The organism is Amycolatopsis sp. NPDC098790, from assembly GCF_044759945.1.
GTDB lineage: Bacteria > Actinomycetota > Actinomycetes > Mycobacteriales > Pseudonocardiaceae > Amycolatopsis.
The window spans coordinates 1260392-1284234 of the sequence record NZ_JBIWAI010000001.1 but is presented as its reverse complement, the minus strand read 5'-3'; the positions used below and the strand labels follow the sequence as shown (position 1 = coordinate 1284234).

Here is a 23843-nt window from a genome sequence, read left to right as displayed (position 1 = left end):
GGGGATCATGCCTACGTTCAAACAGTTCCCCCTGGCCGACACGGCGGAGGGGCTGACCGAAGCCGACATCCTCAACTGGCACGTGAAGCCGGGCGACACGGTGACGGTCAACCAGATCGTGGTCGAGATCGAGACCGCGAAGGCCGCCGTCGAGCTGCCGATCCCGTGGGCCGGCGTGGTCACGGAGCTGCACGTCGAGCCGGGCCAGACGGTGGAGGTCGGCACGCCGATCCTCACCATCGACGTCGACCCCGGTGGGGCTTCGGCTGCTCCCGCCGCCGCTGCTCCCGCTCCTGCTGAAGAAGAGGAGATGAAGCCGCTGGTCGGCTACGGCTCCAAGGCCGTGGTGACGCAGCGGCGAGCCCGCAAGGGTGCGGCTGCCGCTGTTGCCGCACCTCCGGCTCCTGCGCCTGTTCCGGTCGCGGTGGCTCCGGCCCCGGTCGCGGCTCCTCGCGGCGGGTACGTCCCGCTGGCGAAGCCGCCGGTGCGGAAGCTGGCGAAGGACCTCGGCGTCGACCTGCACGCGTTGACGGGTAGCGCTTCCGGTGGCGTGATCACCCGCGAGGACGTCGAGCGGGCAGCCAACGGAGCAGCGGTGGCCACGCCCGTAGTGTCCACTGTGGACAGCGGCTCCCGCGAGCGGCGCGTGCCGATCAAGGGCGTCCGCAAGATGACCGCGGCGGCGATGGTGCAGAGCGCGTACACCGCTCCGCACGTCACGGAGTTCCTGACCATCGACGTCACGCCGATGATGGAGTTCCGCGAGAAGCTGAAGAAGTCGCGCGAGTTCGCCGGGGTCAAGGTCACGCCGCTGACGTTCGCGGCGAAAGCCGTTTGCCTGGCGGCGAAGCGCACGCCCGACGTCAACGCGGTTTGGGACGAAGCGGCGCAGGAGATCGTCTACAAGGACTACGTGCACCTCGGCATCGCAGCGGCGACCCCGCGCGGCCTGATCGTGCCCAAGGTCCGCGACGCCGATTCCATGTCGCTGAAGGAGCTGGCTCAGGCGCTGACGACGTTGACCGACGTGGCTCGCGAGGGCAAGACGTCACCGGCGGACATGGCGAACGGCACGATCACGATCACCAACGTGGGCGTGTTCGGCGTCGACACCGGAACGCCGATCATCAACCCTGGCGAATCCGCGATCCTGTGCCTCGGCGCGATCAAGGACCAGCCGTGGGTGGTGGACGGCGAGATCAAGGTCCGCAAGGTGCTCCAGCTGTCGCTGAGCTTCGACCACCGGGTGGTCGACGGCCAGCAGGGCTCGGAGTTCCTGGCCGACGTCGGCGCGCTCCTGGCCGACCCGGCCATGGCGATGACGTACTGAGTTTTCGCAGGTGAGGGCCGTCTTCGGGCGGCCCTCGCTTTTATCCGCTTGACGGAGTGAGCACTCACTCCGCACACTGGACGGCATGACACCAGCACCCGAAACCCGGCGGAGAGCGCCGGGCATGAGCGTCGAAGCCCGGCGCGCCATGATCGTGCACGCGGTGCTGCCGCTCCTCATGGAGCACGGCGCCAACGTCACGACCAGCCAGATCGCCCGCGCCGCCGGCATCGGCGAGGGCACCATCTTCCGCGCGTTCAAGGACAAGGACGAGCTGTTCGACGCCTGCACCGCCGAGGCGTTGCGGCCCGACCACGTGCTCGACGCGATCGCCGACATCCCCGTCGACCAGCCGCTGGCGGACCGGCTCGTCGAGGCCGCCGACGCGCTCGGCGCGCACCTCGAGCGGATGGGTGCGCTGATGGGCGCCCTGCACGCGTCCGGACGGCACAAGCAGCGTGATCCCGAACAGCGCCTCAAGGACCGGCGCGGCTCGTGGAAGGGCGGCCGCCGCGAGTCGATGGCCACCATGCGCGGGGCGATGGTCGAGCTGTTCACCCCCGAGAAGGACCGGCTGCGGCTGCCGCCCGAGCAGCTCGCCTCGCTGTTCCTGGCCCTGCTCTTCGGCGGCCGCCCGATGGCCGCGGACGGCGATGCGCCCACCACGCGCCAGGTGGTCGACGTCTTCCTGCACGGCGCCGTGGAGGCCCCGTGATCCCGGGCGGTGGGGGCGGCATGGAGTTCATGCTGGCCAGGCGCGGCCGGCGGCGGCACGCGTCGACGGTGCCGGAGAGCGGGCTCACCGGGCCCGTCGACATCCCCGAACCGAAGCCGGAAGACCAGCCGAAGGACCTGCGCTCGCGGCTCAAGCGGGCGAAGACGTCCGTGGCGGGCACGGTCCGCGGCCTGCCGAAGGTCGTCAAGCTGACGTGGCAGGCGAGCCCGATCCTGACGATCCTCCTGGCGCTGATCACGCTGCTGTCGGGCCTGCTGCCGACCGTGACCGCGTACGTCGCGAAGCTGCTGCTCGACGCGGTCGTCGCGGCGATCCAGGGCAAGGGGACCACGGGCGACATCGTGAACGTCGCGTTGTTCCAGTTCGGCGTGCTCGCCGCGACCGCGATCAGCAGCGCCATGACGTCGATCGCGCAGTCGCTACTGCAGGAACGCATGACGCTGACCATCCGCCACCAGGTGATGGCGCACGCCAGCGAGCTGCACCTCGCGTACTTCGAGGGTTCGGCGTCCTACGACATGCTGCGCCAGGCCGCGCAGGAAGCGCCGACGCGGCCGCTGTCGATGATGAACTCGGCGTTGGGGCTAGTCCGGACGCTGATCACGTTCGGCAGCATGATCGCGCTGCTCGTCGCGATCAGCCCGCTGCTCGCACTGGTCGCGCTGCTGGCGCCGATCCCGGCGTTCATCTCGCAGTCGAAGTACGGCTCGCGCGCGTTCTGGCTGACGTTCCTGATGTCGCCGATCAAGCGCCGGATGGACTACCTGTCCTCTTTGGTCACGACGGACACTTACGCCAAGGAGACGAAGCTGTTCGGGCTCGGCCCGTACTTCGTCGACCGGTTCCGCCGGCTCGGCTTGGTGTCGTACGAGCGGCAGCGGAAGCTGACGATCAACCGCAACATCAGCTCGACGTCCTGGGGGCTGCTGAGCACGTTCGCGGGCTCGGCGATCGCGTTGTACATCGCACTGGAGGCGGTCGGTGGGCGGCTCACGCTCGGCGACCTGGCGCTGTACACGGCCGCGGCGACGTCCGTGCAGACGTCGGTGTCCGGGCTGTTCACGGCGTTTTCGGGGATGTACGAGAACAACCTCTACTTGGACACGCTGTACCGCTTCCTGGACACGAAGCCGGAGATCACGGCACCCGCTTCGCCACGTCCGCTTCCCTCCAAAGTGGACGGACACATCGAGTTCGACTCGGTGACGTTCGCCTACCCGGGCGCGGAGGAGCCGGCTTTGGAGGACGTCAGCTTCGAGATCCACCCGGGCGAGACGGTGGCGGTGGTCGGCCGCAACGGCGCGGGCAAGTCGACGCTGTTCAAGCTGCTCTGCCGGCTGTACGACCCGACCGGCGGCCGGATCCTGCTGGACGGCGTCGACATCCGCGAGTACGACCCGGTGGAGCTGCGCACGCGGATCAGCGCGATGTTCCAGGACTACGTGACGTACCAGGGAACGGCGGCGGAGAACATCGGTTTGGGCGACCTGGGCCGCCTGGAGGACCGCCCCCACATCGAGGACTCGGCCCGCCGAGCGGGCGCGGACGAGCGCATCGAGCGGCTGCCGTCCGGCTACGACAGCCCGCTGGGGCGCTGGTTCGACCAGGGCGTTTCGCTGTCCGGCGGCGAGTGGCAGAAGATCGCGCTGGCGCGGGCGTTCCAGCGCGAGGCGCCGCTGTTGATCCTGGACGAGCCGACGTCGGCACTGGACGCGCAAGCCGAGCACGACCTGTTCTCGCGGTTGCGTGAGCTGTCCGAGGGCCGGACGACGTTGTACATCTCGCACCGGTTCTCGACGGTGCGGCAGGCGGAGCGGATCTTGTTGCTGGACCACGGAAAGGTGGCGGAGTACGGCACGCACGAGCAGCTGATGGCGGCGAAGGCGGGGTACGCGGACCTGTTCACCCTCCAGGCGCGCGCTTACCTCGACGAGGTGCCGAGCTGAGACGTCACGTAGTGGCCGGGCAGTGAGGTGCCACCGCGCAGCTCGTTGCCCGGCCACGGGTGCTGTTGCGGGTGCTCGCCGGTGTCGGCGACGGTCACGGTGTCGAGCACGCAGTCCGCGAGCTTGACCGCTTGGCCACCCCGGCCCAGCTCGATCCGGCACCGTTCGAACCGGCAGTTCTCGGCGAGTAGCGGCACCAGGGAGAACGGCTGGTCGTCGAGGCCGATCGAGAGGTCGAGTTCGAGGTCCGCGAAGTCGCACCGGTCGAACACCACCCGGCCGAAGGTGAAGTCCAGCTGCGAGAAGTCGACGACGGGCGCGCGGAAGCGGCAGCGGAAGAAGGCCACCGACGAGGACTGCAGGTATCCGTCGGCGAAGTCGACTTTCTCGCCACCGAACTCGGCACCGACGAACTCGGCTTTGCCGGAGGTGAAGGTCAGCCCGCCGAAGTTCGTTTCGGCGGCGGAGAACCGGGTGCCGTGGCAGCTCAGGAGCTTCCCGAACTCGGCACCGGCGAAGGAAGCGACCCCGCCCACGAAGTCCGCGCCGTCGAACAGGACTTCGCCGCTGAACTTCCGCCGCGCGAAATCGGCGTTTTCGAAGGTGACGCCGGTGAAGTCGAAGTCGAGCGCGGACCAGGACAGCTTCCCGCTCTGACGGGTGCGGTCGCGGATCACGCGCAGGATCGCCTCCCGCACCTCGTGTTCGCCGTCGGCCTCGCGGGTGATCCGGAGGTAGCCGCAGAGGACGTCGACGCAGACCTGGCGCTTGTCGGCCCAGTCGTCGGCGAGGCCGGCCAGGGCGTAAACCCCGGCGAGCCGGACGGCGGCGTTGTCGTTGGCCAGTTGTTCGGCGGCGCTGCCGAACCGTTCGTTGAACTTCTGAACGGCTTCCCGTTCAGCCCGCTGGACGGCCAGGTCGTGCTCATCTTCGGCAACCCGTTGCTTCCGGTAGTTGACGGCGAGCAGCACGACCCCGCCGAAGCCGGCCACGACGGAGAGGGCGATCTTCAGCAGGTCGAGCACCTGGCCGACGTCGAACTGCGCGGCGCTGGGCAGCCGCGGCCAGCCGAGGAACCAGAGCAGGCCACCGCCGGTCGCCCCGGCGACGACCAGGGCGACGACGAGCCAGCCGAGGACGGAGGCGGCCATCCCACGCCGCTTCGCCGTCCGCTGTGGTCGAGTCCACGTGACCCCGGCGAACCCCCGCCGACGCCGTCCTCGCGTGGCGATCAGCAGGGCCAGGACCAGGCACAACGCGATGAGCAGCCAGCGGAGCCAGTCGGACACGAAGGGTGAGACTAGCCGGTTGCTTCGGGGCGCGGGAGCAAAACGGACAGGTCGTTCGTTGACCGGGTATGGCTGTCGCGTTGTTGATTTACGTCTTCGCCGAGATCGCCGCGATCTGGGCGGTGGGCTCGGCCGTCGGCGTCCTCGGCACGCTGGGCCTCCTCCTGGCCGGCGCGTTCCTGGGCTCCTGGCTGGCCCGCCGCGAGGGCGGCAAGGCGATGCGGGCGTTCACGTCGGCGGCCCGGGCGGGGCAGCCGGCGGAGAAGGAACTGACCGACGGCATGCTCGTCGCGCTCGGCGGGGTGTTCATCCTGGTCCCGGGGTTCGTGAGCGACGTGCTGGGGTTGCTGTTGATGCTCCCGCCGTCCCGGGCACTGGTCCGGCGGTGGTGGCTGCGGCGGATGGAGAAGCGGGCGGTCCGGTTCGCCAACCAACGCCGGGGGCCGGTGATGGTGGTGGACAGCGAGGTCGTTCCGCCTTCGGAGCCGGGGCCGCGGCGTGACCAGCCGACGGTGATCGAGGGCCGGATCATCGAGGGGTGAGTTCGGAGTACACCTGTCGGTGGTACTCGAGGAACTCATCCTTGATCTCGTGCCCAGGCATCTCCTTCAAAGTGCCGGCCGGCGTGCCCTCGCGAAGCACAGTGCGGTTGGCGTCGATCACGATCGCGCCGCGGTCGAACTGCACGTGGCAGTTGGGACACAAGCACAGCACGTTGCACATTTGATCGGGCCCGCGGTGCAAGCCACCGAGTGCCTTGATGTGGGCGCCTTCTGAATACGCTTCGCCGTTGCCGACGGACAACCGGGTGCTACAGATCTGGCACGTGTGGTTGTACATCTTCTTCACGTCTTCCGCGACCCTGGTGGTGCGGACGATGCGTTGCGCCGTCACGGGCTTGCGCTCCGGTTCAGCGTTACCGATCGTCTTCCCGGGGTGCGCCGGTTCCGAAGGGAGGAGGTAGTCACCCAGACCGAAACTGACGTCCGCCGCGTTGGTCAACTTGATCATCTGGAACCGGCAGACCAGGTAGTCCCCTTGGCCGCGCTCCATCGCTGCGGCTTCCACCCGGTAGAGACCGTCGTAGCGGTAACCCTGGTCAGGAGCGTGCGGCGACTTCGGATCCGGGCCGCGCACCACGCGAACCGGCTCTTTGGTCTGTGAGCTGGTCAGGAGGGCGGCGTTGCCCGGTGCGGCGAACGTTTGGTCGGCGACCTGGCGTCCGCGCTCGTCGCGCCCACCGTGACCGGTGTAGATCAGTTCTTCACCGCGATCATCGTCGTCCTCGTAGCCACCCGACGAAACGATCGACTCGGCACCCAGTTCGCCGGTTCCCACAATGCCCGCTTGTAGGGCGCGGTGCACTCCACTCTCCGCTACCTCCGCCCGGCTAGCGAACATCGATCCCTCCGGGTAGCCCGGGATGTCGCCGTAGACCCGCTTGTTCTTGGCCGGTGGCCGAACATCGTGAAAATCGAAACCGAGGTCGAGGAGCCGCGCGCCCACGGTCTTCACCCCGCCGCTGAACTCAGCCGGCCGAAGTGCTCGCCCCTGCGCGAAGCGATGTGCTGCGCCGATCAGCGCTTTCGAGTCGTACTCCTGACCCTGGTGGGAGACCACGTACTGACGCGCTTCCGCGAAGCCGTACTTGCTCAAGAATGCTTCTCGCCCGAGTTCGTTGAACTCGTCTATAGCGGCAAGAACGTGCTCATGGTTCACGTCGGCAAGGCTCATGTCGACCACTCTAAGGTGGGACACCGACAGTTTGGTGTCACCGCCGTGCGACAGCTAGTCCACGGTTGGCTTGGGGATGTCGAAGTAGCTCGAGAACCGCACCGCCGGGGCGTACTCGCCCTTCACCTTCACCCGGCCCGTCACGAACATCGCCGCCACTGCTGCGTTGCCTGTGGCCATCCGGATGAAGTCGTCCACCGACAACGTGATCGTTGTGTCCGGTGATCGGGACAGGTCTGGCGAGGAAACGCACACCCCGTCCTCGATCACCGTCTGGAAACGGTCGTAACCGTCCTCGCCCGCACCCTCGGAAAAGCGCCACGAAACCACGAAATCCACGTGGCGGGCTCGCGCTGGGGAAAAGTGTTCTGACATTCTGCGGAAAATCTCGTCAAGGAACACAGAACGCAGCTCGGCATGAGAAGCAATCGCCTTCAGCTGGTCGCGGGAACACCTGCGGACCACGTCCACCAGGACGTCCGTCGACAGAGAACTGAGCTCGATGCCCGCTCCCGCCGAACCCAGCATGTGCAGGGTTTCCAGGACCTGGATGAACTGCGCGGGCGTCAAGTTGGCCATGACGAGCTTGTCCGCGAACGCGTTCACCGCGTCGCCGGCGCGTACTCCGCGGGGCCGGGAAAGGCGCCACTTCGTCTTTCGGGGCACAGCGACAAACTACACGGGATGCGGGAGGTCGAAGTAGCCGATCAGGCCCGCCGCGAAGGCCAGATCGCCCTTGACCTTTATCCTGCCCGTGACGAACAACACCGCCGGTGTTGCCTGGTGGGTGATGAGCCGGAAGAAATCGGCCGGGGCGATGGTGATCGTTACTCGCGGGGCCGAGTGCATCTCTCGGCTCACCGTGCACGAGCCGTGCGAAATCGCCGTCTCGTAGCGGTCGTAGCCGCCCTCTCCGACTCCGCCCGAGAGGCGCCAGTGGACCACCGCGTGCAGGTCGCGGGCCCTGTCCGGCCTGATGTGCGCGCCCATGCGGGCGAAGATTTCGTCCAGTACCCGGTCGCGCAACGGCCTCTCCGCGACCACGCTCTCCAGCTGCGCGCGCGACGCCGAGGCCACCAACGATGCGAACCGGGCCGGCTCGACCTTGCTCAAGTCGAACGCCGGTGCCTGGGCGGCCAGCCTCAGGAGCGCGTTCAGGAGTCTTCGGAAGTCGTCCTTGCCGAGGTCGCGCGGGTTCACCGCGTCGGCGAGGGCGTTCACGTCGAGGGCGTGCGCCTCGGGGCTCAGCGGGTCGAGCCGCTCCAGGGCGTCCAGCAGCGCCGCCCCACGGAGCACCGCGACCTGATCGGCGCTGGTCATCCCGGCGTTGTCGGCCATGGTCACTCCTCTGCTGTTACTCACGCGTAAGGCTACCCGCCAGTAGGTAGGCGGGCAAGCGTGCCGAAATCACCCTGACGGGGCAGCGCCCGGTACCGTCTCCCGTCAGCAACAGGGAGGTCCAGCGTGTCAGAGGATGATCAGCGTCCGCCCGAACGGGCCAGGCGGCTGCCGCGCGCGGTGCGCGAGCGGCAGATCCTGGACGCCGCCGTCCAGGTTTTCTCGCGCCACGGCTACCACGCGGCCTCGATGGACGAGATCTCCGACGTCGCCGGCGTCTCGAAGCCGATGATCTACACCTACCTCGGGTCCAAAGAGGACCTGTTCGGTGCGTGCATCCGCCGCGAGGCGACGCGGCTGCTCGAGGCCATCCAGGCCGGCGTGCAGCCCGATCTGCCACCGGACATGCAGCTCTGGCACGGCCTGCGGTCGTTCTACCGCTTCGTCGCGGAGTACCGCGAGTCGTGGACGGTGCTGCACCGCCAGGCCCTCACCGTCGGCGGGGCGTTCGCCGCGGAGATCACCGACATGCGGGCGCGCGCGATCCAGCTGGTCGCGGCCCTCGTCGTGTCGGCCGGCACGCGCAAGGGCGTCGGCGAGCAGGCCGAGTTCTCCGGCGAAGGCCTGTCCGCGGCGCTGGTCGGGGCGGCCGAATCGCTGGCCGACTGGGCCCTCGACCACCCCGACATCTCCGACGGCGTCCTGGCGTCCTGGCTGATGAACCTCGTCTGGCTCGGCTTCAACGACCTCATCGAGGGCGAGGTCTGGAAGCCGTCAGAGTGAGGTGATCGTGCCCTCCAGGTGCGGCTTCGCCTTGCTCCACAGCTCGAACGCCCACCCCTCCGGGGAAGACCACGACGTGAAGCCCGCCTTGGCCGGCAGCAGCACCGGCTGCTTGAACTTGACGTCGATCGTGAACGCCGCCGGCAGCCGGCCCTCGAAGGCCGCCAGGGCGTGGGCCTTCGTCCACATCCCGTGCGCGATGGCGCGAGGGAAGCCGAACAGGCGGGCCGTCAGCGGATGCAGGTGGATCGGGTTGCGGTCGCCCGAGACCTCCGCGTAGCGCCGGCCGATGTCGCCCGGTACCCGCCAGATCGCGTCCGGGGTCGGCGGCGCCAGCTGGTCCCGCCGCGGAGAGGAACCCGACGAAGAGCCGCGACGCAGGTACGTGCTCACGTCGACCCACACCAGGTCGTCGCCGGCCCACGCCTCGCTCACGACGTCGAACTGACGACCCTTCTCGTGGTCACGCAGGTTCTCCGCGCGCACCCGGATCGTCAACGCCTCGCCCAGCCGCAACGCGCGGTGCTGCGTGATCCGGTTCGCCACGTGCACCATGCCGAGCAGCGGGAACGGGAACCCCGGCTCGGTCATCAGCGCCATCTGCAGCGGGAACGCCAGCATGTGCGGGTACGTCGCCGGCAGCTCGTCGCTCAGCCGGAAGCCGCACACCGTGTTGTACGCGGCGAGGTGCGCCGGGTCGACGACGACACCCGTGCGGACCAGCTCGGTGTCGGGCAGCGATGAGCCCGTCTTGCGGAAGCCGAGCAGCGCCTTCGGGTACAGCGTCGCCAGGCTCGGCGTGCTGTCGAGTTCGCGGATCGCCACGTCAGGCCCCCAGCAGGGCCTGGCCGCAGACGCGGACCACGTTGCCGTTCACCGCGGCCGACGCCGGGTTCGCGTACCAGGCGATCGTCTCGGCGACGTCGACCGGCAGCCCGCCCTGGCCGAGGCTCGACAGCCGCCGGCCGGCTTCGCGGATGAACAGCGGGACCGCCGCCGTCATCTTCGTCTCGATGAACCCCGGCGCGACGGCGTTGATCGTGCCGCCGTACGCCGCGAGCTGCGGCGCGCCGACGTTCACCATGCCGATCACGCCTGCCTTGGACGTCGCGTAGTTCGTCTGGCCGACGTTGCCGGCGATGCCCGCGATCGACGAGACGCCGATGATGCGGCCGTTCTCGTTCAGCACGCGGTCACCCAGGAGCTTGTCGTTCACCGCGAGCTGCGCCGCCAGGTTCACCGCGATGACCGAGTCCCACGCGCTCTCGCTCATGTTGCCCAGCGTCTTGTCGCGGGTAATGCCCGCGTTGTGGACAACGACGTCGACGCCGCCGTGACGCTCCTTCAGGTACTCCGCGAGCTTCGCCGGCGCGCTCGGCGAAGTGATGTCGAGCTGCAGCGACGAGCCGCCGATCTTGTTGGCCACCTTCGACAGGTCCCCGCCCTGGGCGGGGATGTCGAGCGCGACGACGTGCGCGCCGTCGCGGGCCAGTACCTCGGCGATCGCCGCGCCGATGCCGCGGGACGCGCCCGTGACCAGCGCGACCTTGCCGTCGAGGGGCTTCGCCCAGTTCGCCGGTGCGGACGCCGTCTTGCCTTCAGCGCCGATCCGGATGACCTGCGCGTCGACGAATGCCGACTTCGCCGAGAGCAGGAAACGCAGTGTCGACTCCGTCGCCTCTTCGGCGCCTTCGGCGACATAAACGAGCTGCGCCGTCGCGCCGCGCTTCAGCTCCTTGCCGACAGAGCGCACGAAGCCCTCGAGAGCGCGCTGCGCGATCCGCTCGCGGCCTTCGACCTGCTCCGGCGGCGTGCCCAGGATGACCACGCGGCCGGACGGCCCGACGCTGCGGATCACCGGGTGGAAGAAGTCGTAGACCTCGCGCAGGCGCCCCGGCTCCGTGACGCCGGTGGCGTCGAAGACGAGCGCCGCGTGCCGGTCGGCCGCCGACGTGACGACCTCGATGCCCGCGTCGGCGAGCTGGTCGCGAAGGGTCTTCTCCAGCCGGCTGCCGGGCGCGGCGCCGAGAAGTGCGGGACCCTCGAGGGCGGGTTGCCCGGGCTGGTAGCGGCGCAGCGTGGCCGGGTTGGGCAGGCCGAGCTTCGGCACCACGAACTTCCCCACCGGGGTTTTCGTGAACTGCTGGTACCTGTCAGCCATCGATTGCCTCCCGTGCAGTCTGCGTCACGTCGCAGTCTAACCTACTCAGGAGTAGGTTACAGTGTGAGAGAGCCGACCAGAGAGGTGGAGTCATGCCGCCGAAACCGCGACATTCAAAAGCAGCACCTTCCGTTCGCAAGGTCGCGATCATCGGGGGCAACCGGATCCCCTTCGCGCGGTCCAACGGTCCGTACGCGAAGGCGTCGAACCAGGACATGTTCACCGCCGCGCTCGACGGCCTGGTCAGCCGCTTCTCACTGCAGGGCGAGGTGATCGGCGAGGTCGCCGCCGGGGCCGTGCTCAAGCACTCGAAGGACTTCAACCTGGCCCGCGAGAGCGTGCTGGGCAGCAAGCTTTCGCCCGCGACGCCCGCGTCCGACGTCCAGATGGCGTGCGATACCGGCCTGCAGGCCATCGTGAACGTCGCCAACAAGATCGCGCTCGGCCAGATCGACTCGGCCATCGCCGGCGGCGTCGACACGACGAGCGACGCGCCGCTGGCCGTCAACGAGGACCTGCGCCAGATCCTCATCCAGCTCAACGCCGCGAAGACGCTCGGCGACCGCCTCAAGCTCGTCGCGAAGATCCGGCCCGGCCACATCGTGCCGGCGATCCCGCGCAACGAAGAGCCGCGCACGGGCCTGTCGATGGGCGAGCACGCGGCGCTCACCGCGAAGATCTGGGAGATCACGCGCGAGGCGCAGGACGAGCTGGCCGCGGCCAGCCACCAGCACCTCGCCGCCGCCTACGACCGCGGCTTCTTCGACGACCTCGTGACGCCGTTCCTCAAGCTCGCGCGCGACCAGAACCTGCGTGCCGACTCGACCGCGGAGAAGCTCGCCAAGCTCAAGCCGGCGTTCGGCGGCCCGGGCGGCACGATGACCGCGGGCAACTCGACGCCGCTGACCGACGGCGCGTCGACCGTCCTGCTCGCCACCGACGAGTGGGCGAAGGCGCACAAGCTGCCGGTGCAGGCGTACCTGACGTTCTCGCAGACCGCGGCCGTCGACTACGTCCACGGCGAAGAGGGCCTGCTGATGGCGCCCGCGTACGCCGTGCCGCGGATGCTCGCGCGCGCCGGGCTTTCGCTGCAGGACTTCGACTTCTACGAGATCCACGAGGCGTTCGCGTCGCAGGTGCTGGCCACGCTCAAGGCGTGGGAGGACCCGGCGTTCGCCAAGGAGAAGCTGGACTTGGACGCGCCGCTGGGCGCGATCGACCGGGCGAAGCTGAACGTCAACGGCTCGTCGCTGGCGGCCGGGCACCCGTTCGCCGCGACCGGCGGCCGGATCGTCGCGACGCTGGCGAAGCTGCTGCACGAGAAGGGGTCCGGCCGCGGCCTGATCTCGATCTGCGCGGCGGGCGGCCAGGGCGTCACCGCGATCCTGGAGAAGTAGCTTTCGCAGGGAAAGTGCCGCCCTCGATGTCCGGGGGCGGCACTTTCCCTATGAAAGTGGTTAGTTGGGGAGGGCCTTCTGGGCCCGCTTCGCGAGCTTGTTGGCGCGCTTCTGGCCCTTGCGGCTCAGCTTGCCGGCCGCGGCGCTGACGTCCTTGGCCGCGTGACGCGCGCGCCAGGCCGCCGACGGCTTCCCGTGCGTGTCGCTGACCGCGAGCAGCAGGCCACCGGCCAGGCTCGCGTTCTTGAAGAAGTTGACCTGCTGCTGCTGCTTCTCGGCCGGGTCCTTGATGGTCCAGAAGCTGTGCGTCGCGAGCGTCGTCGGCACGAGGCTGCCGAGCAGCAGCCCGGCCGCGAGCCGCGGCGCCTTGCCGGCCGCGAGCGCGAGACCGGCGCCGATCTTCACGGCGGCGTCGATGCGGACGAGCGTCACCGGGTCGCGCGGAACCTGCTCCGGCACGACGTCGCCGACCTTCTCGAACGCGCTGTTGAGGAACGGTTCCGCCGCCTTCGCGTGCCCTTCGGCCTGCCTCAGCGCATTGATTCCGCCCGTCACGAAGATCGTGGCGAGCAGGGGACGTGCCACTCGACGGAGTATCACGGTCGTTTGCCTTCCTCGTACGGGCCGCTGCCTGGTCGAACCTACTCGCTGAGTGCCCGCTCGTCCTGCGGTCGAATCCTCATCGCGGTTTCTGCGGGAATATCGTGTTGGTTCTAGATTGAGCTATATAGCTTTAGCGGTTGACCTTGACGCTGCGTCAACTTCTATCGTCGTCGGCATGGAGTGGTCGATCCAGGACCTCGCGCGCTCGGCCGGGACGACGAGCCGGACGCTGCGCCACTACGGCGCGGTCGGCCTGCTCGAACCGAGCCGCGTCGGCAGCAACGGCTACCGCTACTACGACGAGCAGGCGCTCGTCCGGCTGCAGCGGATCCTGCTGCTGCGCGAACTGGGCCTCGGGCTCCCGGCGATCGCGGAGGTCCTGAACGGGCAACGCGACAGTTCGACGGCGCTCGAAACCCACCTGGAGCTGCTCGAACAGGAGCGGCGGCGGATCGGGCGGCAGATCGACTCGGTCCGGACCACGTTGCGGAAACTGAAGGGAGGTGAACGACTGATGGCGGAGGAGGTTTTCGACGGCTTCGACCACACGCGGTACGAGGAAGAGGTCACACGTCGCTGGGGCGCGGACGCTTACCGGCGCGGCGACCAGTGGTGGAGCTCGTTGTCGGCCGACGAGAAGAAGGCCCACCAGCAGGAGCAGGTGGACATCGCGACGGCGTTCGGTGACGCTCGCGCCGCTGGGCTCGCGGCCGGCTCCGACGAAGTCCAGGCGATCACGCGGCGGCTGCACGTGTGGCTGCAGCCGGCGGTTTCGTCCGTTTCGGCGGGGTACTTCGCGGGGCTCGGGCAGCTGTACGTCGACGACCCGCGTTACGGGTTCGAAGGCGCAGGCGCGGAGTTCGTGCGCGACGCGATGAAGATCTACTCGGAACGGAACCTCGGCGCGTAGTGCTACGTCGTAGTGCGCGCTGGGGGTAGGGACGAGCAGGGCTGCAGACCTGTTCGTCTCTATGTACGGCCATCCGGTCGAACTCCGGCGACACGCCTAGCCGACTATGGCGGAATATCGGGCTCGCGCTAGATACGTCGATAACTTGGCAGAGTGGACCCCATCCGCAACCCCTTCGCGCCGGGCGCCGGACAGCGGCCGCCCGAGCTGGCCGGGCGTGAGCGTGAGCTCAAGGCCTTCGAGGTCGTGCTCGAACGGGTCGCGCGGGGGAGACCCGAACGCAGTCTCGTCCTGACCGGCTTGCGGGGCGTCGGGAAAACCGTGCTGCTCGGGGAGCTGCGCGCGATGGCCGTGCGGCACAAGTGGGGTGCCGGGAAGATCGAAGCGCGGCCGGACGCCGAGCTGCGGCGACCGCTGTCGGCCGCGCTGCACCGGGCCATCCGGGACCTCGCCGTGCGGCACCGCGCTCCCGACCGGGTCGAAGAGGTGCTCGGCGTGCTCAAGGCGTTCGCGCTGCGGGCCAACAAGGCCGACGCCAAGCTGCGCGACCGGTGGCAGCCGGGCATCGACGTGCCCGCCGCCCAGGGGCGCGCGGACTCCGGGGACATCGAGATCGACCTCGTCGAGCTCTTCACCGACGTCGCCGAGCTGGCCGCGGACGTCGGGACCGGCGTCGCGCTGCTCATCGACGAAATGCAGGACCTGCAGCCGGACGACGTCTCGGCGTTGTGCGCGGCCTGTCACGAGCTGTCCCAGTCCGGGGCGCCACTCGTGGTCGTCGGCGCCGGGCTGCCGCACCTGCCCGCCGTGCTGTCGGCGTCGAAGTCCTACTCCGAGCGGCTCTTCCGGTACTCGCGCATCGACCGGCTCGACCGCGAGGACGCCGACTACGCCGTGATGGCGCCGATCGAGCGCGAGGACGCCGGCATCGAGCCGGAAGCCCTCGACGCGCTCTTCGACGCGTCCGGCGGCTACCCGTACTTCATCCAGGCCTACGGCAAGGCCGCCTGGGACGCGGCGCCGTCCGACCCGATCACCGTCAAGGACGTCCAGGTCGCGGCACCCGAAGCCGAGTCCGAACTGGCGGTCGGCTTCTTCGGCTCGCGCTACGACCGGGCGACGCCGGCCGAGCGCGAGTACCTGCAGGCGATGGCCGAGCTGACCCAGGGCCGCGACGAGCCCGCCGGCACCGCCGACGTCGCCGTGTTCCTCGGGCGGAAGCCGTCCTCGCTGTCGCCCGCGCGCGACAGCTTGATGAAGAAGGGCCTGGTCTACTCCGCCGAGCGGGGCCAGATCGCCTTCACCGTGCCGCACTTCGGCCACTACCTGCTCGGGCGCGACTGACCTGCTATCCGCGTTTCTGAGGCTTTCTAGCATTTGAGCTAGAGAGCCCTAGAAGCATGTATCGGGTTGCTTCGTCGTGACGGCGACCACCCCCGATCTCTCCGGTCTATACCCAAGTTTGCCGATGATTCATCGGCTAGTGCGCCAAGTCACCGGATATTCATTGGCTTCCTTGTGAAAAAAGGTGCATACTAGAGACACAAGCAACCGAAGACCCTGAAGGGGATGCAGACACCGATGAACAACATCGCCGCCAAGCTCCGTGCCCGTCGCGCCGAGGCTCGCACTCGCCGGGCGCTGAACCGGGCGATCGACACCGCCGCGACCGCGACGGTCCGTCAGGAACTCATCGCGATCGCGCAGGCTCGCTCGGGCTACATGCGCTGATCCTGTTTCACCCCGTGGCGGTCGCCCATTAGAGTGACCTATGCCACAAAGTGCTGAAGGTGTAACGACACGCAAAGTGCGGTCGATACCCCCTACGACCCCGTGATGCTGGCGGACCCCCGACCTGGCAGCATCGCGGGGTTTCCCATTTCCCCGGTGAGTCCCTTGCCCGCGCCGGTCTGTCGAGTAATCTTTGACTTAGTCAACGAACTTGTTGAGGTGGTCAATGAACGACGCACAGCTCGCCGACCGCGTGGCCGCGGTCCGCGCCTTCAACCGGCTCTACACCGGGGTCATCGGCGTGCTCGACGAGGGACCGGCCGACGCCGAGTACTCGCTGCCGGAAGCCCGCGTGCTCTTCGAGCTCGCGCACCAGGACCCGGTGCCGGTCACTGAGCTGCGCAAACGTCTCGACCTCGACGCCGGCTACGCCAGCAGGCTGCTCGCCCGGCTCGAGTCACGCGGGCTGGTCGCGCGTGAACGTTCCGACGAGGACGCGCGGCGCCAGCTCGTGCGCCCCACGGCCGCGGGCCGGGACGCGTTCGCCGTGCTGAACGCCCGGTCCACCGAGCAGATCGGCGGCCTGCTGCGCCGGTTCGCCGACGAAGACCAGCAGCGCCTGCTGACCGCGATGCGCACGATCGGCGACCTGGTCGGCGACCGCCGTCGCGACCCGGCGCTGGTGCTTCGCCCGCCACGACCGGGTGACCTCGGTTGGGTGGTGGAACGCCACGGCGCGGTCTACGGCCGCGAGTACGGCTTCAGCGCCCGGTTCGAGGGCTTGGTCGCCCGGATCGTCGCCGACTTCGCCGAGCACGACGACCCGCGGCAGGCGTTCTGGATCGCCGAGCTCGACGGCGAGCGGGTCGGCAGCATCGCGTGCACCCGCGGCCCGGACGACGACACCGCGAAGCTGCGGCTGCTGCTGCTCGAGCCGTCAGCCCGGGGCCACGGCGTGGGCAAGCGGCTGGTCACCGAGTGCGTTTCGTTCGCGCGAGCGCACGGCTACCGGGCGATGGAGCTGTCGACGGTCTCGATCCTCGCCGCGGCGCGTTCGATCTACCGCGCCGCCGGCTTCGAGCTGGTCCGTGAGGAGGACTTCGACGACTGGGGCCCGAAGCTGACCGACGAAACGTGGCGCGTGAAGTTCTAACGCGGCACGCGGCCGAGCAGGTAGAACTCGGGGTTCGGGCGCAGCGCGGTCAGGTGGGCGAGGCGGTTCGACATCGCGAACAACGCCGTGATCGCGCCGACGTCCCAGATCTCGTCATCCGTGAGGCCGGCGTTGCGCGCGGCTTCGAGGTCACCCTCGCCGAAGAGGGCGGAGTCCTGGGCGAGGGCGAGCGCGAGGTCGACGATCGCCCGGCCGCGCTCGTCGAGTTCGACCTGCCACGGGTTGCTCGAGACGCGGTCGGCAAGTTCGGGATCCTTGGCGCGGATGCGCAGGATGGCGCCGTGCGCGACGACGCAGTAGGTGCAGTGGTTGGCGCCGGAGGTGGCGACGACGACCAGCTCGCGCTCGTGCGCCGTTGGAGCTGCGGGCGACGACCCGGCGAAGAACGGCCCCCGCCCTCTCTGGGGGGCGTGCCCTTGTCCAGCTTATCGGCGGCCGCCGACGAAAAGTGGGGTTCGCGGTGCTGTGCGAGCTGGTTGTCCACAGCCCCGGCCGATTGTGGGCAACCGGAACAGCACCTGGCCGCGTGCGGGTGATCCCTGGTTGGCTGTCACCGTGACGGACTACGTCGACGGGTACTGCGAACGCGTTGCGCCCGGGCTCTGGGGTGAGCCGCTCAACGATCTCGGGAACCTTGCTTTCCTCCTCGCCGCCGTTCTCGTCTGGCGGCTGGCCAAGGGGGACCGGACCGGGCGGTTGCTCGCCGTTCTCATCGGGCTGGTCTTCGTGGCCAGCAGCGTCTTCCACCTTGTTGCGACGCGGTGGGCGGGGGCCGCGGACTCGGGGGCCATCCTCGTCTTCGTGCTGGTGTACGCCGTCGTGTTCGTGCGGACTTACTGGAGCCGGCGGTGGGCTTGGGTTGCCGCGCCCGGGTTTCTCGTGCTCACCGCGGTCACCGCCTTGCTGGGCGGTGGGCTCTACCTCGCCCCGCTGATCGGGCTGTTCGGCTTTGCCGCGGTGCTCGCCATCCAACGCGACGCCGCCTGGACGCGCTTCGCCGTCGCTGGGGCCGTTTTCGCGCTTTCCCTGTCCCTGCGCACGCTCGACCGGGACGTCTGCGACTACGTCCCGGTCGGCACGCACTTCCTCTGGCACCTGCTCAACGGGCTGGTGCTCTACCTCGTCTCCCGCGCGGTCATCCGTCCTTAGTGGACACAGTGGACTCAGTGGACACCGATGGGCCGCAGGTCCTTGTCGTTCTCGTCGGCGTGGTAGTCCTCGGCGTTGGTGTCGTCGGTGCCGTTGAACACCTTCATCTGCCGCGCGATCACCGTGACAATCGCCGCCACCACCAGGTTGGCGATCAACGCGACGAAACCGACGTAGATCTGGACCTGGGAACCCGAGAACGGGTGCCAGCCGAAGATCGACATGTTGCCAAGGGCCAGCGCCGAACCGCCGAAGTGCGCCTTGCCGTTGGCCGGGTTGGGGATGCCGTACAGCATGATCAGGCCCCAGCCGATGCCGACGACCCAGCCCGCGATCAGGCCCCAGCGGTGGAACCAGCGCGTGTACAGCGCCAGCGCGACGGCGGGGAGCGTCTGCAGGATCAGGACGCCGCCGATCAGCTGGAGGTCGATCGAGAACTGCGGGTCGATCAGGATGATCACGGCCACCGCGCCGAGCTTCACGACCAGCGAAGCCAGCTTTGCCTGCTTCGCCTCTTCAGCCGGGGTCGCGTTCTTGCGGATGTACTCCTTGTAGATGTTGCGCGTCCACAGGTTCGCCGCGGCGATCGACATGATCGCGGCGGGCACCAGGGCGCCGATGCCGATCGCGGCGAACGCGATGCCGGCGAACCACGACGAGAACTGGTTGTCGAACAGCACCGGGACGATCGTGTTGCCGTCCGCCTTGCCGGTCGCCGCGTTGGTCAGCGGCTTGACCCCGGCGGTGATCGCCACGTAGCCGAGCAGCGCCAGCAGGCCCAGCACCAGCGAGTACGCCGGCAGCGCGACCATGTTCCGCTTGATCACGTTGCGGCCGCGCGAGGCCAGCACGCTGGTCAGCGAGTGCGGGTACAGGAACAGCGCGAGCGCCGACCCCAGCGCCAGCGTCGCGTACTGCAGCTGGTTGTTGGCCGTCAGCAGGATCGACCCGGCCGGCTTGCCGGTCGTCGGGTTCGGCGTGCCGAGCTTCGCCGCCGCCGTGTCGAAGATGTGCGACCAGCCGCCCAGCTTCGAGGGCAGGTAGATGATCGCCACCAGGATCACGATGTAGATCAGGATGTCCTTGACGAACGCGATCAGCGCGGGCGCCCGCAGGCCGGACTGGTAGGTGTAGAAGGCCAGGATCACGAACGCGACCAGCAGCGGCAGGTGCCCGACGATGCCGGAGCCGTTGATGCCCATCGTCCGCAGCACGGCTTCGAGGCCGACCAGCTGCAACGCGATGTACGGCATGGTCGCGACGATGCCGGTGATCGCGATCAGCAGCGCGAGGATCGGCGAGCCGAAGCGGCCGCGCACGAAGTCGGCCGGGGTCACGTAGCCGCGGACCCGCGAGACCGACCACATCCGCAGCGCCGGCAGCAGCACGATCGGGTAGACGACGATCGTGTACGGCAGCGCGTAGAGGCCGAGCGCGCCGGCGCTGAACACCAGCGCGGGCACCGCGACGAACGTGTACGCCGTGTAGAGGTCGCCGCCGAGCAGGAACCAGGTGATCCACGAGCCGAACTTGCGGCCGCCGAGGCCCCATTCGTCCAGGTGGTCCAGCGTGCTGCCGCGCTGCCAGCGCGACGCCATGAAGCCGAGCACGGTGACCAGGGCGAACAGGACCGTGAAGATGATCAGCTCGGGCCACTGCAGGTTGCTCATCGAGCGTCCCCCTCGTCCAGGTCCTCGACGCTCAGCTTGTCCGGCGCGTCAACGGTCGGCTTGTCCCGCGTCATCATGTAGACGATCCAGGTGCTCAGCACCCCGACCGCCACCATGAGGAACTGGAACCAGTAGAAGAACGGCATCCCGAACAGCCGCGGACCGTCCATGTTGAACAGTGGCGTGACCAGGACCAGCAGCGGAACGATCAGGAGCAGGTTCCACGGGCTGAACCGCAGCCCGCGCACCTTCCCGTCGTGCTTCGCAGTCGACATCGGACCTCACCTAACACTCCCGTAACCGACCGCCTGACCTTAGAACCTGGGTGACAGGGAGTCACGTCTGTCCGATATCGATTTGATCGCCACGCTCTGCGTTGCCGACCAACGTCGGTTGCCCCGCCCCCACCCGGCCTATAGGAATAGCCGGACTCGCACGCGAAAACCCGACAAGGGGCAACCGTATGACACGACTCCGCTACGCGGTGGTGATCCCGGCCATCGCCGGCACCCTGCTGGCCGGGTTCACGCCTGCCTTCGCAGGCCAGGACGCCGCGGCAGGCAAGCAGCCGCTGAACTCCACGAACATCCCGCCGCAGTACGCGAACCAGACGCTGAGCTGGCACAAGTGCGCCGTCCCCGACGAGCTGCCGACGGCCCCGCCCGCGGGCGCCGAGGACATGGAGTGCGCGACCTACAAGACGCCGCGCAACTGGTACCAGGCGAACGCCCAGGTCGACCTGACCATCGCGGTCAGCCGCCTGAAGGCGACCAAGGACGCGACGGCCAGCGTCGTCACCAACCCGGGCGGCCCGGGGGCGCCCGGGCGCAACTTCCCGGCCCGCCTGCGCAACCAGCCCAAGCTGCGCGAGCACCAGGAGATCGTCGGGTTCGACCCGCGCGGCACCGGCAAGAGCACGAACATCACGTGCGGTGGCGCCATCGGCACCGGCTCGGACCTGGACCCGCGTGACCGCAGCAAGCAGAACCTGAACCTGATCCTCCAGGCGACGAAGTACGCGGCGCTGTCCTGCCAGCAGAAGTCCGGCGAGCTGGGCCCGCTGATCAACACCGACCAGACGGTCAAGGACATCGACCTGCTGCGCGTGCTGCTCGGCCGCGACAAGATCAACTGGGTCGGCTACTCGGCGGGCACCTGGATGGGCGCGCACTACGCGCAGGCCTACCCGACGCGCACCGGCCGGTTCGTCCTCGACTCCTCGACGGAGTTCACCACGACCTGGCAGAAGTCGTTCGACTGGCAGCCGCTCGGCTTCGAGCGCCGCTTCCGGCAGGACTTCCTCCCGTGGGTGGCGAAGTACGACAAGCTCTACCACTTCGGCACCACCGGCGAGGCCGCCCGCCAGACCTACGAGCAGGTCCGCTACGCACTGACCCAGGGCGCGGTCACCCTGCCCGACGGCTCGACCGTCTCGGCCAACGGCCTGGACTCCTTCATCGCGTCGAGCATCTACTCGAAGCGTTCGTTCCCGGGGCTGGCCGACTACCTGGTCAGCGTCCGCACGCTGACCCAGGGCACCGCGTCCGCGCAGGCCAAGACGTCGGCCGCGCAGAAGGTCAAGGCCGCGGACAAGAGCAACGAGACCTCCGGTGCGCAGCCGCTGATGGTCCCGACCGACGGCGACGCCTACGACGCCTCGTTCTGGACGATCCCGTGCAACGAGGGTCCGTGGACCGGCTCGACCCAGAGCGCGATCAAGCAGTCGCAGAAGCTGATCGACCAGCAGCTGCCCCTGCTCGGCGCGGGCTGGTTCATCCAGCCGTGCCTGTTCTGGAAGAAGCAGCCGGCCCCGCTGCCCGTGCTCAACGGCAAGGGTGTCCCGCCGGTGCTGATCGTCGAGTCGGAGCACGACCCGGCGACGCCGATCGAGGGTGCGCGGCGCGCGCACAAGGCGTTCGACAACTCGCGGATGCTGACCATCACCGGTGAGGGTGACCACGGCATCTACGCCGGCGGCAACGCGGGTGTGGACAAGGTCGTGGAGGCCTACCTGGTCGACGGCGTCGTGCCGAACGACCAGAGCCTGCCCGGCATGCCACTTCCGGTGCCTCCGGGCGCCTGAGGGCACTAGATGTGGTGGGGCCCCGCCGATCTCCGGATCGGCGGGGCCTTTTCCACACCTGTGCACAGAGTTGTCCACAGGCAGTGGACAACTCTGGTATTAGTATTGGCCCCATGGTGCGGGTACCGCTAACGGACGAAGAGCGCGAACGGGGCGAACGCCTCGGCCAGGCGCTGCGGACGGCGCGGGCCGGCCGGAGCATGGTCGACGTCGCCGCGGAGGCCGGGATTTCGGTCGAGACGCTGCGGAAGATCGAGACCGGCCGCATCCCGACACCGGCGTTCTTCACGGTCACGGCCATCGCGGACGCCGTGGGCCTGCCGCTGGACGAGCTGCGCGCGACGGTCGCGGCGACGGCGTCCCCACCGCTGTCCCAGGCGAGCTGACCGCTGGACATGGCCTGGCACCTCACCGAGGACATCGACGGCTTCCTCACCCGCGTCGGCGACTTCCTGCGTTCGCGGCCCGCGCTGCACACCTCGCAGCTGACCCGGCTCGAGAAGCTGCGGACGAACGAGGAGAAGGGCACTCTCTTCGGACGGCTGGAGCAGGACGGCGAGGTCCGCGCGGTCTGCTACCGCCGCCCGTCGCAACGGCTGCTCCTCACCGCGGTCGGCCCCGAGCAGGCCGACACCCTCGCCGCGGAACTGGACGGCGAGCCGTTGTGCGGCGTGACCGCGGAGGACGACACCGCCGCCGCGTTCATCGAGGCGTGGCAACGGCGAACCGGCGCGGTGCCGGTGCCCGGGGTGCGGGTCCGGCTGCACCGGCTCGGCACGCTCGTCCCGCCGGAGCCGATGCCCGATGGTCACGCGGTCAACGCGCTGGAGCACGCGGAGATCGTCCGCTGGTGCAGTGAGTTCGCCGTCGCGGTCGGGCAGGCGCCCATTTCCGACGAGCGGTCCTGGGCCGCCTCGAACTTCGCCGGCAAGCAGTTCACGTTCTGGGCGACCGACGGTCCCGTCGCCATCGCCGGCTCGACCCCGGTGCTGGCGGGCATGGTCCGCGTCGACCCCGTCTACACGCCGGCGCGGTTCCGCGGCCGGGGTTACGCGGGCGCCGTGACGTTCGCGGTGAGCCAGGCCGCGCTGGCCGCGGGCGCGACGGACGTCGTCCTCTACACCGATCCCGCCAACGTCACCAGCAACGCCCTGTACCGGCGCCTCGGGTACGTCCCGATCGCGAACTTCACCGGGTACGACTTCCGCTAGACCGGGCGGAGCTGGTTCAGGATGTGCTCGCGGTCGTTGAGGAACGCGCACGCCGGGACCGGCAGGTCGTAGCTGTTCAGCAGCCGCTCGAAGTCGGAGAACTCGTCCGTCGAGAAGGCGAAGCCGATCTTGACCGCGTGGGCCGCCAGGACGTCCGCCAGTTCCTCCCACTCGCCGGACCACAGCAGCGTCCGGTAGTGCGTGTAGTCCTCCGGGGACAGGCGGCCGGCCAGCTGGGTCAGGACGCTGTCGCCGAAGAAGCTGATCCGGTTCTCCTTGAGGTCGGCCACCGTCGGGTTCGCCGGGTCGCGGGCCGCGTCCGGGTTGCGGACCACGCCGGGGCCCGCCACCGGGTACGCCGTGTGGACGTGGCCGTCCTCCTCGACCAGCACGATCAGGTGCACGTTGAAGCGCTCGCCGGCACAGCGCCAGCGGCCGTTCGGCTGCCGCCGCCGCGCCTCGCTGGGGTCGTTCGCGACGTCCTTGACCACCGAAATGATGTGCTCGTCGGTCCAGCCGGGCGGGAACTCACTGGTCGCCCTCCGCCCGACGCCCGGTGCGTGTCCGCCGCCCACCGCTGCTCCCTTCGACGCAACGA

At 69.0% G+C, this 23843-nt stretch carries 24 protein-coding genes and 1 pseudogene; 14 read left to right on the top strand and 11 right to left on the bottom strand.

Features of this window, described 5'->3' with window-relative positions:
* The first annotated feature begins 7 nt into the window (after nt 1-7).
* The 3 genes from ACIQWX_RS06395 to ACIQWX_RS06385 all read left to right on the top strand — a co-directional run bounded on the left by ACIQWX_RS06395 (nt 8) and on the right by ACIQWX_RS06385 (nt 4012).
* Entirely contained in the window at nt 8-1330 is a 1323-nt protein-coding gene (locus tag ACIQWX_RS06395; RefSeq protein ID WP_400866373.1) for a dihydrolipoamide acetyltransferase family protein, read from the top strand.
* Nucleotides 1331-1454: 124 nt separating this feature from the next.
* Complete coding sequence (locus ACIQWX_RS06390; RefSeq protein WP_400869418.1) at nt 1455-2045, top strand: TetR/AcrR family transcriptional regulator; 591 nt, start codon at nt 1455-1457, stop codon at nt 2043-2045.
* Nucleotides 2046-2065: 20 nt separating this feature from the next.
* Nucleotides 2066-4012 (top strand): ABC transporter ATP-binding protein, encoded by a 1947-nt coding sequence (locus ACIQWX_RS06385; RefSeq protein ID WP_400869416.1) that lies wholly within the window; start codon nt 2066-2068, stop codon nt 4010-4012.
* Here the strand turns inward: ACIQWX_RS06385 and ACIQWX_RS06380 are convergent.
* A complete protein-coding gene (locus ACIQWX_RS06380) occupies nt 3988-5301 on the bottom strand; it encodes a hypothetical protein (protein ID WP_400866371.1) in 1314 nt (437 codons plus the stop codon). The genes ACIQWX_RS06385 and ACIQWX_RS06380 overlap by 25 nt on opposite strands.
* A gap of 68 nt (nt 5302-5369) precedes the next feature.
* Between ACIQWX_RS06380 and ACIQWX_RS06375 the strand changes: the two genes are divergently transcribed.
* Complete coding sequence (locus ACIQWX_RS06375) at nt 5370-5843, top strand: FxsA family protein (RefSeq protein ID WP_400866369.1); 474 nt, start codon at nt 5370-5372, stop codon at nt 5841-5843.
* Here ACIQWX_RS06375 and ACIQWX_RS06370 read toward each other — a convergent pair.
* From ACIQWX_RS06370 to ACIQWX_RS06360, 3 genes are all read right to left on the bottom strand, one after another.
* Nucleotides 5830-7035, bottom strand: a complete 1206-nt coding sequence (locus tag ACIQWX_RS06370; RefSeq protein WP_400866366.1) for a YDG/SRA domain-containing protein — start codon at nt 7033-7035, stop codon at nt 5830-5832. The two genes, ACIQWX_RS06375 and ACIQWX_RS06370, sit on opposite strands and share 14 nt — an antisense overlap.
* A 54-nt stretch (nt 7036-7089) precedes the next feature.
* Nucleotides 7090-7641 carry an SCP2 sterol-binding domain-containing protein gene (locus ACIQWX_RS06365; protein ID WP_400869414.1) on the bottom strand — a complete coding sequence of 184 codons (552 nt, stop codon included), beginning with the start codon at nt 7639-7641 and terminating at the stop codon, nt 7090-7092.
* 69 nt (nt 7642-7710) lie between these two features.
* The gene (locus ACIQWX_RS06360) at nt 7711-8373 is read right to left on the bottom strand and encodes an SCP2 sterol-binding domain-containing protein (RefSeq protein ID WP_400866363.1); all 663 of its coding nucleotides are present in this window, start codon (nt 8371-8373) and stop codon (nt 7711-7713) included.
* A gap of 126 nt (nt 8374-8499) precedes the next feature.
* Here ACIQWX_RS06360 and ACIQWX_RS06355 point away from each other — a divergent pair, with 126 nt between their 5' ends.
* Nucleotides 8500-9156 carry a TetR/AcrR family transcriptional regulator gene (locus ACIQWX_RS06355; protein WP_086670992.1) on the top strand — a complete coding sequence of 219 codons (657 nt, stop codon included), beginning with the start codon at nt 8500-8502 and terminating at the stop codon, nt 9154-9156.
* On the opposite strand, the gene ACIQWX_RS06350 is transcribed toward ACIQWX_RS06355, so the two are convergent.
* On the bottom strand, nt 9148-9981 hold the full coding sequence (locus ACIQWX_RS06350) for a MaoC family dehydratase (RefSeq protein ID WP_400866360.1): 834 nt from the start codon (nt 9979-9981) through the stop codon (nt 9148-9150). The genes ACIQWX_RS06355 and ACIQWX_RS06350 overlap by 9 nt on opposite strands.
* Nucleotide 9982: 1 nt before the next feature.
* A complete protein-coding gene (locus ACIQWX_RS06345) occupies nt 9983-11317 on the bottom strand; it encodes a 3-oxoacyl-ACP reductase (protein ID WP_400866358.1) in 1335 nt (444 codons plus the stop codon).
* A gap of 92 nt (nt 11318-11409) precedes the next feature.
* Between ACIQWX_RS06345 and ACIQWX_RS06340 the strand changes: the two genes are divergently transcribed.
* Complete coding sequence (locus ACIQWX_RS06340; protein ID WP_400866356.1) at nt 11410-12714, top strand: acetyl-CoA C-acetyltransferase; 1305 nt, start codon at nt 11410-11412, stop codon at nt 12712-12714.
* A 60-nt stretch (nt 12715-12774) separates the two neighbouring features.
* Here ACIQWX_RS06340 and ACIQWX_RS06335 read toward each other — a convergent pair whose 3' ends face one another.
* On the bottom strand, nt 12775-13314 hold the full coding sequence (locus ACIQWX_RS06335; RefSeq protein WP_400866353.1) for a DoxX family membrane protein: 540 nt from the start codon (nt 13312-13314) through the stop codon (nt 12775-12777).
* Nucleotides 13315-13492: 178 nt separating this feature from the next.
* Here ACIQWX_RS06335 and ACIQWX_RS06330 point away from each other — a divergent pair, with 178 nt between their 5' ends.
* From ACIQWX_RS06330 to ACIQWX_RS06315, 4 genes are all read left to right on the top strand, one after another.
* Nucleotides 13493-14227: a MerR family transcriptional regulator gene (locus ACIQWX_RS06330; RefSeq protein ID WP_400866350.1), complete on the top strand. Its 735-nt coding sequence runs from the start codon at nt 13493-13495 to the stop codon at nt 14225-14227.
* 153 nt (nt 14228-14380) lie between these two features.
* Entirely contained in the window at nt 14381-15571 is a 1191-nt protein-coding gene (locus ACIQWX_RS06325) for an ATP-binding protein (protein ID WP_086670979.1), read from the top strand.
* A 225-nt stretch (nt 15572-15796) separates the two neighbouring features.
* The gene (locus ACIQWX_RS06320; protein ID WP_400869608.1) at nt 15797-15958 is read left to right on the top strand and encodes a hypothetical protein; all 162 of its coding nucleotides are present in this window, start codon (nt 15797-15799) and stop codon (nt 15956-15958) included.
* 226 nt (nt 15959-16184) lie between these two features.
* Nucleotides 16185-17111: a GNAT family N-acetyltransferase gene (locus tag ACIQWX_RS06315; protein WP_400866347.1), complete on the top strand. Its 927-nt coding sequence runs from the start codon at nt 16185-16187 to the stop codon at nt 17109-17111.
* On the opposite strand, the pseudogene ACIQWX_RS06310 reads toward ACIQWX_RS06315, so the two are convergent.
* A pseudogene (locus tag ACIQWX_RS06310) lies at nt 17108-17479 on the bottom strand (peroxidase-related enzyme); the annotation flags it as partial. The gene ACIQWX_RS06315 and the pseudogene ACIQWX_RS06310 overlap by 4 nt on opposite strands.
* A 208-nt stretch (nt 17480-17687) precedes the next feature.
* Here ACIQWX_RS06310 and ACIQWX_RS06305 point away from each other — a divergent pair.
* The gene (locus ACIQWX_RS06305; RefSeq protein ID WP_400866345.1) at nt 17688-18281 is read left to right on the top strand and encodes a hypothetical protein; all 594 of its coding nucleotides are present in this window, start codon (nt 17688-17690) and stop codon (nt 18279-18281) included.
* Between the two features lie 14 nt (nt 18282-18295).
* On the opposite strand, the gene mctP is transcribed toward ACIQWX_RS06305, so the two are convergent.
* Both mctP and ACIQWX_RS06295 read right to left on the bottom strand, forming a co-directional pair.
* Entirely contained in the window at nt 18296-19951 is a 1656-nt protein-coding gene (gene mctP, locus ACIQWX_RS06300) for a monocarboxylate uptake permease MctP (protein WP_400866343.1), read from the bottom strand.
* Nucleotides 19948-20226 (bottom strand): DUF3311 domain-containing protein, encoded by a 279-nt coding sequence (locus ACIQWX_RS06295; RefSeq protein WP_400866340.1) that lies wholly within the window; start codon nt 20224-20226, stop codon nt 19948-19950. Before ACIQWX_RS06295 ends, mctP begins: the two co-directional genes overlap by 4 nt.
* A 188-nt stretch (nt 20227-20414) precedes the next feature.
* On the opposite strand from ACIQWX_RS06295, the gene ACIQWX_RS06290 reads away from it, so the two are divergent.
* The 3 genes from ACIQWX_RS06290 to ACIQWX_RS06280 all read left to right on the top strand — a co-directional run bounded on the left by ACIQWX_RS06290 (nt 20415) and on the right by ACIQWX_RS06280 (nt 23245).
* Nucleotides 20415-22034 carry an alpha/beta hydrolase gene (locus ACIQWX_RS06290; RefSeq protein ID WP_400866338.1) on the top strand — a complete coding sequence of 540 codons (1620 nt, stop codon included), beginning with the start codon at nt 20415-20417 and terminating at the stop codon, nt 22032-22034.
* A 113-nt stretch (nt 22035-22147) separates the two neighbouring features.
* Nucleotides 22148-22420, top strand: a complete 273-nt coding sequence (locus tag ACIQWX_RS06285; RefSeq protein ID WP_364448300.1) for a helix-turn-helix transcriptional regulator — start codon at nt 22148-22150, stop codon at nt 22418-22420.
* 9 nt (nt 22421-22429) lie between these two features.
* On the top strand, nt 22430-23245 hold the full coding sequence (locus ACIQWX_RS06280; protein ID WP_400866335.1) for a GNAT family N-acetyltransferase: 816 nt from the start codon (nt 22430-22432) through the stop codon (nt 23243-23245).
* Here ACIQWX_RS06280 and ACIQWX_RS06275 read toward each other — a convergent pair.
* Nucleotides 23242-23820 carry an EndoU domain-containing protein gene (locus ACIQWX_RS06275; protein WP_400866333.1) on the bottom strand — a complete coding sequence of 193 codons (579 nt, stop codon included), beginning with the start codon at nt 23818-23820 and terminating at the stop codon, nt 23242-23244. The two genes, ACIQWX_RS06280 and ACIQWX_RS06275, sit on opposite strands and share 4 nt — an antisense overlap.
* Nucleotides 23821-23843: the final 23 nt, after the last annotated feature.